This is a genomic window from Pseudomonas sp. ADPe, from assembly GCF_014843515.1.
In the GTDB taxonomy this organism is placed as follows: domain Bacteria; phylum Pseudomonadota; class Gammaproteobacteria; order Pseudomonadales; family Pseudomonadaceae; genus Pseudomonas; species Pseudomonas citronellolis.
Window position 1 is genome coordinate 4218312 of record NZ_CP062122.1, and the last position, 12513, is coordinate 4230824.

A 12513-nucleotide genomic window follows, 5' to 3' on the forward strand; every position below is an offset into this window, starting at 1 on the left:
GCCGCCTCGTCTACAATAGGCACAAATCATCCAGAGTCCCCCCATGTCCGAAACCGACAGCCGTGCGCTGCGAGACCTGCCGCTGGAGCAGCTGATCGCCTGCCATGAATGCGACCTGCTGATGCGCCGCGAGCCGGTCCCCACGGGCAGCCGCTCGGTCTGCCCGCGCTGCGGCTACGAGCTGGAAATCCACCGGCCGCACATGGTGCGCCGCGCCATGGCGCTGGTGCTCACCGCGCTTTTCCTCTACATCCCGGCCAACTTCCTGCCGATCATGAAGATCGACATCCTCGGCCAGGTCGGTATCGACACCGTCTGGGGCGGGGTGCTTGGCCTGTACGCCTCGGGCATGCACGGAGTGGCCGTGCTGGTGTTCCTGTGCAGCATGGTGATCCCCCTGGCCAAGCTGCTGTGCCAGCTGTTCGTCCTCTGCAGCCTGCGCTTCGACGTGGCGCGCGCGCAGGCCATGCAACTGCTGCGCTGGTACCAGCACCTGCGCGAGTGGGGCATGCTGGAGGTCTACCTGATGGGCATCCTGGTGGCCATCGTCAAGCTGATCGACATGGCCGAACTGCACATCGGCGTGGGCCTGGCCTGCTTCATCGGCCTGCTGCTCAGCCAGATATGGCTGGAGGTGACCATGTCGCGCCACCAGGTGTGGGAATCGCTGGCCGGGGAGTTCGACGATGAGGGCCATTGACGCCGGCATCCTGACCTGCGGCGAATGCCACCAGCTCAACCGCGCCACCGACGAAGAGCCGCAGCACTGTTCGCGCTGTGGCTCGGTGCTGCACGCGCGGCGGCCGAACAGCCTCACCCGCACCTGGGCGCTGCTGATCACCGCGGCCATCCTCTACATCCCGGCGAACCTGCTGCCGATCATGACCGTCAACTTCCTCGGCAGCGGCACCCCGGCGACCATCATGGAAGGGGTGGTGGAGCTGATCCACGCGGACATGATCCCGGTGGCCGCGGTGGTGTTCGTCGCCAGCATCCTGGTGCCGACCTTCAAGCTGGTCGGCATCGCCCTGCTGCTTTATTCGGTGCAGCGCCACCAGCCGATGTCGGCGCGGCAACGCATCCTGATGTACCGCTTCATCGAGTGGATAGGTCGCTGGTCGATGCTCGATATCTTCGTCATCGCCATCCTCGTGACCCTGGTGAACTTCGGCAACCTGGCCAGCATCGAGGCGAACCTCGGTGCAGCCGCCTTCGCCACTGTGGTGGTGCTGACCATGCTGGCGGCAGTGACTTTCGATCCCAGGCTGATCTGGGATAACACGGACGCGGAAAACGACGATGAGTGAACTCCCCACCCCGAAACTGCGCAAGACCACCAACTGGTCGGCGATCTGGATCCTGCCGCTGATCGCCCTGGCCATCGGCGCCTGGCTGGCCTGGCGCGCCTACGACCAGGCCGGGGTGACCATCAACATCCAGTTCGAGAGCGGCGACGGCATCCAGCCGAACAAGACCGAGGTGATCTTCAAGGGCATCGCCGTGGGCAAGGTCGTCGACCTGCACGTGAACAAGCCTACCCTGGGCGTCACCGCGGTGGTCGAGATGCGCAAGGAAAGCATCGAGTACCTGAGCAAGCGCACGCGCTTCTGGCTGGTCAAGCCGCGCGTGTCCCTGGCCGGGGTGACCGGGCTGGAGACCCTGGTGTCGGGCAACTACATCGCCGTCGACCCGGTGAAGGGCGAGCTCAACCACGACTTCGTCGCGCTCAAGGAGCCGCCGCCGCTGTCCGACAGCCTGCCCGGCCTGCACCTGATGCTCAAGGCCGAGCGCCTGGGTTCGCTGGAGCAGGGCAGCCCCATCTACTACCGGCAGATCCAGGTCGGCCAGGTGAAGAGCTACCAGCTGGCCGACGACCAGAAGACCATCGAGGTGAAGATCCACATCGAGCCGGCCTACGCCAACCTGGTGCGCAAGCACACGCGCTTCTGGAACGCCAGCGGCATCACCCTGTCCGGCAGCCTCAGCGGCCTGAAGCTGCGCACCGAGTCGCTGGCCAGCATCGCCGCCGGCGGCATCGCCTTCGCCACCCCGGACAGCTACCCGGACAGCCCGCCCACCGACCCGACCAAGCCGTTCCGCCTCTACGAGGACTACGACGCCGCCCAGGCGGGCCTGGCGGTGCGCCTGAAGGTGGACGACGTCAGCGGCCTTTCCGCCGGCAGCACCCCGGTGATGTACAACGGCGTGCAGGTGGGCACGGTGAAGGCCATCGACATGAACAAGGACTTCAACGGCGCCACCGCCACCCTGTCCATGGACCCGCGCACCGAGGAGTTCCTCAACGCCAAGAGCGAGTTCTGGCTGGTCAAGCCGAGCATCTCGCTGGCCGGCATCACCGGGCTGGAGGCGCTGGTGAAGGGCAACTACATCGCCGTGCGCTTCTCCAAGGAGGGCGAACCCACCCGCGAGTTCACCGTGCGCCCGAAGGCGCCGCCGCTGAACCTGGACGCGCCCGGCCTGCACCTGGTGCTGACCAGCGACCGCCTGGGCTCGCTGGAGGTGGGCACGCCCATCCTCTACCGGCAGATGAAGGTCGGCACCGTGCAGAGCTACCAGCTGTCCCGCGATCGCCAGCGGGTGGTGGTGGGCGTGCACATCGAGCCTGAATACGCGGCCTTGGTGAACACCTCGACGCGCTTCTGGAACGTCAGCGGCGTGACATTGAGCGGCGACCTCAACGGCATCAAGTTCAAGAGCGAATCGCTGCAGACGCTGATCAGCGGCGGCATCGCCTTCGACACCCCCGACCCCAAGGCCGCGCCCGTCACCAAGGTGCGCCGCTTCGCCCTCTACGGCAGCGAGGACAGCGCCCACGCCAAGGGCCAACTGATCGAGCTGCGCGCCGACTCGGCCGACGGCCTGCGCGAGGGCACGGTGATCCGCTACCGCGGCCTGGACGTGGGCCGCGTGGAACAGGTGGACCTCAGCCGCGACCTCGGCGGCGTGGTGCTCAAGGCGCGCCTGATCAAGGCCCAGGACAGCATCGCCCGCCAGGGCAGCCGCTTCTGGGTGGTCTCGGCGCAGCTCGGCCTGGGCGGCGCGGAGAACCTCGGCACCCTGGTCAGCGGCCCGTATATCGAAGTGCTGCCGGCGGCCAAGCCGGGCCCGGCGCAGAACAGTTTCAAGCTGCTGGCGCAGCAGCCCAACCGCCTGCTCGACGCCGACGGCCTGCGCCTGACCTTGAGCGCCGCCCGCCGCGGCTCGCTGAAGCCCGGCGTGCCGGTGACCTACCGCGAGGTGCAGGTGGGCAAGGTGACCTCCTTCGAACTGGGCGAGCAGGGCGACCGGGTGCTGATCCACATCCTCATCGAACCGCGCTACGCGCCCCTGGTGCGCACCGGCAGCCGCTTCTGGAACACCAGCGGGGTAGGCGTGGATGCCGGCCTGTTCAAGGGGGTGAAGGTGCGTACCGAGTCCTTCGAGACCATCCTCGCCGGGGGCGTGGCCTTCGCTACGCCGGACAATGCACAGATGGGCGCTGCGGCGCGGCCGGGGCAGACCTTTGCGTTGTTCGACGAGTACCAGGATGAGTGGCTGCAGTGGGCGCCGAAGATTCCGTTGGGGAAGGCGGTGGGCGAGTAGGGCGTATAACCGTTCGCGGTTATACGCCGCTTATCCGAGACCAAGCGCCCCGCCGGGAGACCGGCGGGGCGTTTTTGCTTGGGATGTGCGGGGCTTTTGATTTTCGTAGGAGCGAGCTTGCTCGCGAACAACAGGCGGCTTGGTGTTTGGCTCAAAGAGCACCCTCTCCCCAGCCCTCGGCTGCGCGCCCCGCCCTGAAGGGAGAGGGGGCTTGTCCGTGCCGAGAGAAGTGATGGTTTCAGCCGGTAGCTTTCGGTGTTGCCGGCTGACTCAGGAGCACCAGCGTCTGCCCAATGGTCCCCTCTCCCTTCAGGGAGAGGGTTAGGGAGAGGGGGCGGAGTGTCCCATCGCGTCTATGTCACAAGGAGCCTGGTTCGCGAGCAAGCTCACTCCTACGAAAGCGCTCCCGCTTCAGCGCCCACTCCGCGCTGCCCGCGTCGTCAGCAGGTACACCGGCACCCCGGAAATCAGAATCAGCAACGCCGCATAGGGCGCCGCCGCCGCGTACTCCAGCGTCGACGTATGCACCCACACCGCCGTAGCCAAGGTCGTCAGCCCCGTGGGCCCAAGCACCAGGGTGGCGGTCAGTTCCTTCATGCTATCCAGGAACACCAGCACGAACCCCGCACCCATGGCCGGCGAGATGATCGGCAGGGTGATGCGCAGGAAGGCGCGCAGCGGTGTCTGGCCCAGCGTGCGGGCGGCTTCTTCCAGTTGCGGCGAGGCCTTTTCCAGGGCCACGCGGATCGGCGCCTGGGCCAGGGGCAGGAACAGCAGGGCGTAGGCGATCAGCAGCAGCGCGCTGGTCTGGTACAGGTCCGGCACGTAGTGCAGGGCGAAGTACACCAGCGACAGGGCGATCACCAGCCCCGGCAGGGCCTGCAGCAGGTAGGGCAGGCGTTGCGCCCAGCGCGCCAGCGGGCCGGGGTAGCGCACCACCAGGATGCTCACCGGCAGCGCCAGCAGGCAGCCGAGCAGGGCGCCGCCGAAGGACAGCGACAGTGACGACAGCAGCGCCTGGCCGATCTCCAGCAGCGGGAAGGCCGCCGAGGCGCCGGTGAGCAGCCAGTAGCCGAGCATGGCCATGGGGATGCCGGTGCCGATCACCACCAGCGCCACCAGCAGCAGTTGCAGCGGCCATTTCCAGGCGTGCAGGCGCACCCGCTCGGCCTGCCGCGCGCTGCCCTGGCCGGTGCGCACCAGGCGGCCGCGGCCGCGCATGCGCAGTTCCAGCCACAGCAGCAGGAAGCACAGCGCCAGCAGCACCGAGGAGAGCATGGCCGCGGTGGCGTTGCTGAACTCCAGTTCGAACTCCTGGTAGATCGCCGTGGTGAAGGTCTGGAAGCGCAGGATCGACAGCGCGCCGAACTCCACCAGCATGTGCAGCGCCACCAGCAGACTGGTGGCGGCCAGGGTCGGGCGCAGCAGCGGCAGGGTCACCCGCCAGAACACCTGGCGGCGCGACACGCCGAGCATGCGCGCGCTTTCCTCCAGCGACGGGTCGAGGTTGCGCAGGGTGGCGGCCAGCGGCAGGTACACCAGCGGGTACTTGGACATGGCCATGACCAGCACCGCGCCGCCCAGGCCTTCGTAGGCCGGGCTCAGCGACACCCAGGTGAAGCTGCTGACGAAGGAGGGAATGGCGAACGGCAGGCACAGCAGCACGTTCCAGTAGCGCCGCCCGGGCAGGTCGCTGCGCTCCACCAGCCAGGCGCAGGCCAGGCCGAGCAGGGCGCTGAGCACGGTGACCAGCACCAGCAGCTTGAGGGTGTTGCCGAACAGGCGGAACACGTAGGGCCGCCAGAGCAGTTCCCAGGCCAGGTGCCAACCCGAGTCCCAGGCCTTGGCCGCGACGTAGAACAGCGGCAGCGCCGCCAGCAGGGCGAGCAGGAGCACCGGCGGCAGCAGCCACAGCGGCGCCTTGCGCCCGTGGCCGCCGCGGGCCTGGACCACGGGCGCGGCGATGGACATCAGTTCAGGCCGACGTCGCGTTCGAGGTCCAGCGCATCCTTGGCCTCACCCATGTCGGCGGGGCTGAGCTGCGGCGGGTTCAGCTCGGCGAACGGCTTGAGCTGCGGGTCGGCCTGCATGCCCTTGCGCAGCGGGTATTCGGCGGACTGGCTGAGGATGGCCTTCTGGCCCTCTTCGCTGAGCATGAAGGCGACGAACTGCTGGGCCTCCTGCGGATGCTGGCTGGACTTGAGCACGGCGGCGCCGGAGACGGTGACCAGCGCGCCCGGGTCCTGGTTGCCGAAGAAGTACAGGCGCGAGTTCAGCTCGCCCTTCTCCTTCTTCAGGGTGTACCAGTAGTAGTTGTTGATCAGCGCCATGTCGACCTCGCCGTTCTCCACGGCTTTCATGGCGGTGACGTTGTTGGTGTAGATGGAGCCGAAGGCCTTCAGCCCGGTGAGCCAGTCCTCGGCGGCGTCGCGGCCCTTGAGCTTGATCACCGCGGAAACCTGTTCGAGGAAGGCGCCACTGGTAGGAACGAAGCCGAAGCGCCCGGACCACTGCGGGTCGGACAGGTCCATCAGGCTCTTGGGCAGGTCCTTCTCGTCGATCTTCTTCGGGTTGTAGGCCAGCACTCGGGCGCGGGCGGTGATGCCGACCCAGTCGCCCTTGCCGCCGGCGTTCTGCGCCTCGACCAGGGCCAGGGTGCCGGCGTCCAGCGGGGCCAGCAGGCCGGCGCCGGACAGGCGCATCAGCGGCGGCGATTCCTCGGTGTAGATGACGTCGGCCGGCGAGCGCGCGCCTTCCTCGGTGATCTGGCTGGCCAACTGGCCGTCGCCGCCCTTGCGGATCTTGACCTGGATGCCGGTCTTGTCGGTGAAGGCCTTGGCGATGGCGATGCCGGTGGCGGCGTGCTGGCCGTTGTACAGGGTGAGGGTGACCGGATCGGCAGCGGCGTGCAGAGACAGGCCGCCGAGCAGGCAGGCCAGGACAGCGCCCTTGACGCCGGCGAGCAGACGAACAGACATGGAAACTCCCGTGGTGTCGCCAATGAGAATGCAAGCCATTATATGTAACCTGGCCTTTCCGGCCAAACTCCATAGCCTGCTCATGAATGCCGCCGCCGGCTGCGCGCCGGCGGCGGGGGCGCTCAGGCCGGTTCCGCGGCCTCCTCGGCCGTGGCGGCGGGGTGGTCGACGGCCAGTTCGCGGCGGCGGATGAACTTCCAGTCGGCCTCGTCGATGTAGATGCCGTTGGGCCCGCTGCCGCCTTCCAGGTCGATGGCCACCTGCGCCGATACCTGCGGCTTGACGCTCGCCAGGATCGGCACGAAGCCCAGCTGCAGGCTGGTTTCCAGCAGCGCGGCCTGGTTGCGTTCGTCGATGTCGGCGGCCTCGTCGAGGTAGTAGGGCAGGCGGATGCGCCCGGCCTGCTCGCGGTCCATCAGGTGCAGCAACAGGTACATGTTGGTCAGCGCCTTGATGGTCATGGTGGTGCCGTTGGAGGCGGCGCCGTCGATGTCGGTGTGGACGATCGGCTGGCCGCCGACCTTGGTGATCTCGAACGCCAGCTCGAACAGGTCCTTCAGGCCCAGCTGGTTGTTGTTCGCCGCCACCAGGCGCGACAGGTAGTCCTTGGCTTCCTCGTTCTTGGCATCCTGCTCGGCGCTCTGCGTCAGGTCGAACACCGAGAGGTTCTCGCCTTCCTCGTACTGGCCGGCGCTGTGGATGATCTGGTCGATGTGCTTGAGCGCTTCCTTGTTCGGCGCCAGCACGATGCGGAAGCTCTGCAGGTTCGACACCTGGCGCTTGTTGATCTCGCGGTTGAACAGCGCCAGCTGGTGCTCGAGGTTGTCGTAGTCGCTGCGGATGTTGCGCAGCGTCCGCGCGATGTCGGTCACCGCCGCGCGGCGCGCCTTGGCCAGGGTCAGGGCCTCGTCGGTGCGGTGCGCGTAGGCGTTGATCAGCAGTTGCAGGCGACGCTCGGGGTCGTCCTCGCTGTCGAACTTGGCCACGCCCTTCAGGCGTACCTGGGCATACAGCGCCTCGATCTGGCCGTCGATGCGCTGCAGTTGCTGCCAGGTGTCCTGGTAGTCGTTGAGCAGCGGCAGCAGATTGTCCAGGGAGTCGTCCACCGGCTCCATGAACGGCGTGCCGAAGGGCAGGTCGGCGGGCAGCAACTGGCGGCGGCGCAGGGCGTCGTCGAGGGTGCGCTGCTTGGCTTCCAGGTCGGCCAGTTGGCGGCCCACCAGTTGCAGCTTGGCGGAGAGCTGCTGGACGCGCTCGGTGAAGGCGTCGGCCGAGCGCTTGAGCTCGTCCTGGGTGGCTTCCAGTTGCGCGAGTTTTTCCAGCTTGGCCGGTTCCTCGGCGCTCAGCGTCTCGCTGCGGCGGAAGTCTTCCAGGGCCTTCTGCGCGTCGAGCACGTCCTGGTACAGCTTGTCGGCCTGGGCCTTGCTGGCGTTGCGGTCGGCGGCCACGGCTTGCTGCGTCCTGAGCTGCTTGAGCTCCTTCTCCAGGCGCTCCTTCTGGTCGCGCAGGGCGGCGCGGTCGGCCAGTGCCTGCAGCGCCGGCGGCTCGATGTGCGACAGGTCGATGGCAAGGCCGGGCACTTCGAAGCGCTCGCCCTTGAAGGCGTCGAGGATCTTCTCGACGCTGCCCACCCACTGGCCTTCCTCGTCCAGGCTCACGCCCTTGTCGCCCAGCGGCAGGCTGAACAGCGCGCCGTTGAACAGGCGCATCAGGCGCTCCACGTCCTGCTGCGAGAACTCCTCGCGCAGGCGCGCATAGCTGTTGTTGTCGGCGTGTTCGAGCTGCTGGCGCACGCTCTTCACGCGCTTCTCCAGGTCGCGCACGCGCTCGTCCAGGTCTTCGCTGGAGAACTGCCGCGAGTGGGCCAGGGCGCCGGCCAGTTCGTCGTGGGCGTCCTTGGCGGCGAGCAGTTGCTGCTCCAGGACCTTGGCGTCGTCGACCAGGGCGAAGCGGTTCTTCAGCACCGCCAGCTCGCCCATCCAGCGCTGGATTTCGCTGATCTCGCGCTCCAGGCGCATCAGCTCGGCGGTGCCGCCGCGCTGTTCGTTCTGCAGGCCGTCCTGCTCGCTGCGGTAGTGCTCGGCCTGGATCACCAGCTCTTCCTTGCGCGCCCCGGCGTAGTCTTCCCAGGTGCCCAGCAGGTTGTCGAGCAGCGGCGAGAGGCGGTGCATCTTGCCGCGCAGGAATTCGCGCTGCTGCACGCCGTTGGCCAGCGCCTCGACCAGCGGGCCGGCGGCGACCAGGGCCTGGTAGTCGCCCTCCATGCGGCGCACGTCGCGGAAGGCTTCCTCGCAGGCGGCGATGTAGTCGACGCTGCCCGAGCGCAGGCTGTGCTCGAAGGCGTCGAGGAACAGCTGCTTGAGCTTGGCCGCGGTGATCTCGCGCATGTGCAGCAGGTTGATGAACAGCGAGCGGAAGGTCTTCAGGCTCTGTTCGCTGGTGGAGCGCAGCGGGATCAGCGTCAGGTCCAGCGGCACCGAGGTGTGGCCGCCGACCAGCAGCCGGCGCAGCTCGTCGGGCTTGAGCTCGTAGGCCTTCAGGCCGGCGCGCTCCAGGCTGGCGTACAGCTCGCGCAGGCGCAGGCAGGTGCCGTTCTTCTGGTAGTGCTCCAGGTCCAGCTCGCCCTGGTAGGCGAAGAACTGGTGGCCGAAGCCGCCGCCCGGGCCGCGCCCGCCGCAGCCGATGACGTGGCGGCCGTGGGGCAGTTCCAGCTCGATGAGGATGTAGCTGGTGTCGGTGGCGAAGTAGAACTTGCGCGAGGCTTCCAGGCTGTACTTGCCGAAGCTCATGTCCGACATGCGCGCCAGGATCGGGAACTGCAGCGCGTTGATCGAGGCGGACTTGCCGAGGTTGTTGGCGCCGTACACCGACAGCGGCTGCTCCAGGGGGAACACGCCGAGGCTGTAGCCGGCGGTGTTGAGCAGGGCGAAGCGGCGAATGCCGTAGCGTTCCTGGGTCATGCCTGGGCCTCCATGTCGGCTTGTTCTTCGGCGATGGCGCGGGCGAGGGCGTCTTCCTCGCTTTCCGCTTCTTCAATGAGCGGCGCGGCCGGCTCGGCGGGTTCTTCCAGGCTGACGATGGGCTCTTCGTCCTCCTCGGCCAGGGCCGGGGCGACGTAGGCCAGGTCCTTGGCGTGCAGGCTGGCGGCCAGGTCGCGGTCCTGCTGCACCGACAGGCAGACGTCGAGGAAGCGGTGCACAGGCGGCAGGAAGCGGTACACGCCGTTGTCCTCGGCGGCGAAGCCGAGCTGGGTCATCCGGCGCATGACCTTCTCTTCCAGTTCCTCCTGGGTGGTCACCTCGGCCTGCAGGAACAGGTCGCGGTACTTCTCCAGCAGCGGCGGCAGCTCGTCGCGGCCGATGCTGCCGCCGTCGAGCACGGCCAGCGGGTCGCGGCCCTGGTCGGCCAGGTGTTCCACCAGGATGAAGGTGAACAGCGCCAGGCGCTGGGCGGTCTTGTTGACCTGGGCGCCGATCTGCTCGGGGACGAAGTAGTAGAAGCCGCGGGTGTCGCAGACCAGCTCGAAGCCCAGCGAACGGAACAGCGCGCGGTACTGGTCCTGCTGGTTGGACAGCTGGCTGTACAGCTCGGGGTCGCGGCGGCTGATGTGGAAGCCCTTGAACAGCTCGCGGAAGATGGGCCCGAGCTGGGTCAGTTCGGAAAGGTCAATTTGCATGGGGTTCGCTCGCTTTGTCGGCCTTGCCGCTCGGGGCGGCGAGCAGGGCGAAGGAGCACAGGCTGACGCTGTGCTGGGCGGTATCGTAGTCGCGGCGCTCCAGGCGCTCGCGCTGGAAGCGGCCGTCGCGCGACAGGCGCGAGAACCAGTAGAGCAGCTCGTCGGTGGCGCCCTCGGGCTCCTGCTCCAGCAGCCAGACCATCAGGTCCGGCAGCGGCAGGGCGGCCTGGCAGCGCTCGAGCATCTCCCGCGCGGTGCGTGGCGCGCTGCGCGGGCCGTCGCCGCCGCGCTTGCCGGTGGCCTTGGGGAAGTGCGCGGGCTTGGGCTCGAAGCGGGCCAGGGCGAAGACGTAGCTTTCCACCTGCGAGGCGCTGCCGAGGAAGGTGCTCTGCGGCCGGGTGAACAGCGGCAGGGAGGCCTGGGGCACGGCGTCGATGCCCTTGCGGCGGATCACCGACAGGGCCAGGGCGGCGCCGCGGGTGATCGCGTTGTGCCGGCGCGCTTCCTCGCGCAGTGGCAGCAGCAGTTCGCGGGCGCGGCGCAGGGTGAGCTGGGCGGTGGTCTGCATCTCCAGGATGCGCGCGTGGGTGCGCAGCAACTGGTCGTCGTCCACCAACTGGCCGAGGCGCTGCTGTTCGCCCAGCAGGCGCAGCAGCACCTGCTCGACGCGGCGCACTCCCTGTTCGAAGGCGCCGTCGGCGGAAACCAGCTGGATCATCGGCTCGACGTACTCGTCCCAGGTCGCCAGGACCTCGGCGTAGCGCTGGCGCAGGGGAATCTGCCGGTCGCTGGTCTTGGCCCGCTCGGCCACGGCGATCAGCGCCTGTTCGTCGTTGGCCAGCTTCTTCAGCACGTCGCGCACGCGCATGTCGAGCAGGCGCAGCTGGCGCGCCAGGTCGTTGCCGTCGCGCACCTCGAAGGCGTCGCGGATGTAGCCGGCCAGGCGCTCCAGGTGGCGCAGGTAGGCCTCGATCTCCAGGCACAGGCCCAGGCGGTGCTCGTGGCGCAGGTAGGCGAGGAAGTCGTGGATCTGGGCGTTCAGCTCGAAGCGGTTGGGGCTCTTGGCCACCGGCACCAGGATGTCCAGGCGGATCCACTGGTCGAGCAGGGCGGTGACGTCCGCCGGGCTGCCTTCGGGCAACTGCGCCGTGAGTTGCAGGCGCAGCTCCGCCAGTGCCAGGGTGCCGCTGTCGAAGCGCTCGCAGAGCGGTTCGAGCAGGGCCCAGTGTTCGGCGAGGGCGCGCAGTACGCGTCGGGGGTCGATCATCGGGTAGCCGCTGTTGACGGGTAAAGGGGGCGATTGTACTGCAAAGGTCCGCCCGCGGCGGAAGGGGTGACGAAACGCGGCAGTTTACGCCGTGAGGGATGTCGCCACGGCCCTGAAAAACGGCGTTAACCCCCTGAAATTCCTGGCATGTTTTCTGCCAGTTGGCCAGGGCCTGTTCCCGTTTCGTTCGCTCGTGAACGAAACGGGAACAGGCCCTGACAGCCAGTAGCCAATTGCCGCCATGACTTACGACGCCGCACTCGCCAAGGCCCGCTGGGCCGAACTGGAGCGCCAGGACGATCTGGACTGGGACCTGGACGCCATCACCGACCGCAGCGAGGCCATCGACTTCCTCAGGCGCTTCGAGAACCGCCTGTGCATCTATTCCTCCTACGTGGAGAAGCTCTACAGCAACTACAGCTTCGTGATCCCCGAGAGCCAGGAGGGCGGCATCACCATCCTGCCCAACGAGCAGGCCTGGTTCGACACCTTCCACGACATCCCCGCCGACGCCGTGGAACCCACCGGCATCCACATCCTGCCCGGCGAGACCATGGGCCACAGCGGCCTGTACCTGAAGATCCCCGGCGAGCACCGCCTGGTGGGCTCCGCCGAGCTGCCGTTCCAGGACGGCCTGAAGCTGCTGATCCGCCGCTACCGCATGCGCGACGAGCCCTTCCTGCCGGTGCTGGTCAAGGGCGACCTGCGCGAGTACGAGGCGCGCATGCCCTCGCTGCACCTGCACCGGCTGAACAGCGCGAAGCTGCAGACGCAGTCGCGGCTGAACCTGGAGGCCATCAAGGGCGCCATCGCCGAGCACCTGATCGGGCTGTTCCGCCACGGCTGACGCGGCTGTTACGCCGGTGTGACCTTGGGTAACACGGCGGCCACCTGCCAGCAGGCGATTCTCGACTATGGGTCGGGCCACGATGGCCGGCGACTCCCTATAGTGGCAGACAGGGTTTTTTGCCCCTTGGTCGGCGAACGAG

Annotated in this window: 9 protein-coding genes; 4 read left to right on the forward strand and 5 right to left on the reverse strand. The window is 67.9% G+C overall.

Going from position 1 to position 12513, the window contains the following annotated elements; all coding sequences use genetic code 11:
• Positions 1-43: 43 nt before the first annotated feature.
• The 3 genes from IG194_RS19155 to IG194_RS19165 are packed head-to-tail and all read left to right on the forward strand — an operon-like array spanning position 44 to position 3603.
• A complete protein-coding gene (locus tag IG194_RS19155; protein ID WP_058071555.1) occupies positions 44-700 on the forward strand; it encodes a paraquat-inducible protein A in 657 nt (218 codons plus the stop codon).
• Entirely contained in the window at positions 687-1307 is a 621-nt protein-coding gene (locus tag IG194_RS19160) for a paraquat-inducible protein A (RefSeq protein WP_009617390.1), read from the forward strand. Before IG194_RS19155 ends, IG194_RS19160 begins: the two co-directional genes overlap by 14 nt.
• Positions 1300-3603, forward strand: a complete 2304-nt coding sequence (locus IG194_RS19165; protein WP_058488480.1) for a PqiB family protein — start codon at positions 1300-1302, stop codon at positions 3601-3603. Before IG194_RS19160 ends, IG194_RS19165 begins: the two co-directional genes overlap by 8 nt.
• Positions 3604-4014: 411 nt before the next feature.
• On the opposite strand, the gene IG194_RS19170 is transcribed toward IG194_RS19165, so the two are convergent.
• The 5 genes from IG194_RS19170 to mksB form a co-directional block, all read right to left on the reverse strand.
• Positions 4015-5574: an ABC transporter permease gene (locus tag IG194_RS19170; protein ID WP_043313694.1), complete on the reverse strand. Its 1560-nt coding sequence runs from the start codon at positions 5572-5574 to the stop codon at positions 4015-4017.
• Entirely contained in the window at positions 5574-6581 is a 1008-nt protein-coding gene (locus tag IG194_RS19175) for an iron ABC transporter substrate-binding protein (RefSeq protein WP_009617396.1), read from the reverse strand. Before IG194_RS19175 ends, IG194_RS19170 begins: the two co-directional genes overlap by 1 nt.
• Positions 6582-6703: 122 nt before the next feature.
• Entirely contained in the window at positions 6704-9541 is a 2838-nt protein-coding gene (gene mksF / locus IG194_RS19180) for an Mks condensin complex protein MksF (RefSeq protein WP_058071552.1), read from the reverse strand.
• Positions 9538-10257 carry an Mks condensin complex protein MksE gene (gene mksE, locus IG194_RS19185; RefSeq protein ID WP_058488481.1) on the reverse strand — a complete coding sequence of 240 codons (720 nt, stop codon included), beginning with the start codon at positions 10255-10257 and terminating at the stop codon, positions 9538-9540. The genes mksF and mksE overlap by 4 nt, the downstream gene beginning before the upstream one ends.
• Complete coding sequence (gene mksB, locus IG194_RS19190; RefSeq protein WP_058488482.1) at positions 10247-11524, reverse strand: Mks condensin complex protein MksB; 1278 nt, start codon at positions 11522-11524, stop codon at positions 10247-10249. The genes mksE and mksB overlap by 11 nt, the downstream gene beginning before the upstream one ends.
• A gap of 241 nt (positions 11525-11765) precedes the next feature.
• Between mksB and IG194_RS19195 the strand changes: the two genes are divergently transcribed.
• Positions 11766-12371: a hypothetical protein gene (locus IG194_RS19195; RefSeq protein ID WP_058488483.1), complete on the forward strand. Its 606-nt coding sequence runs from the start codon at positions 11766-11768 to the stop codon at positions 12369-12371.
• Positions 12372-12513 lie beyond the last annotated feature (142 nt).

Bases quoted from the DNA above. Each gene is read 5' to 3' on its own strand.
- IG194_RS19170 (WP_043313694.1), bottom strand. From the start codon at position 5,574: ATGTCCATCGCCGCGCCCGTGGTCCAGGCCCGCGGCGGCCACGGGCGC.
- mksF (WP_058071552.1), bottom strand. From the start codon at position 9,541: ATGACCCAGGAACGCTACGGCATTCGCCGCTTCGCCCTGCTCAACACC.
- IG194_RS19155 (WP_058071555.1), top strand. From the start codon at position 44: ATGTCCGAAACCGACAGCCGTGCGCTGCGAGACCTGCCGCTGGAGCAG.
- IG194_RS19165 (WP_058488480.1), top strand. From the start codon at position 1,300: ATGAGTGAACTCCCCACCCCGAAACTGCGCAAGACCACCAACTGGTCG.
- mksB (WP_058488482.1), bottom strand. From the start codon at position 11,524: ATGATCGACCCCCGACGCGTACTGCGCGCCCTCGCCGAACACTGGGCC.
- mksE (WP_058488481.1), bottom strand. From the start codon at position 10,257: ATGCAAATTGACCTTTCCGAACTGACCCAGCTCGGGCCCATCTTCCGC.
- IG194_RS19175 (WP_009617396.1), bottom strand. From the start codon at position 6,581: ATGTCTGTTCGTCTGCTCGCCGGCGTCAAGGGCGCTGTCCTGGCCTGC.
- IG194_RS19160 (WP_009617390.1), top strand. From the start codon at position 687: ATGAGGGCCATTGACGCCGGCATCCTGACCTGCGGCGAATGCCACCAG.
- IG194_RS19195 (WP_058488483.1), top strand. From the start codon at position 11,766: ATGACTTACGACGCCGCACTCGCCAAGGCCCGCTGGGCCGAACTGGAG.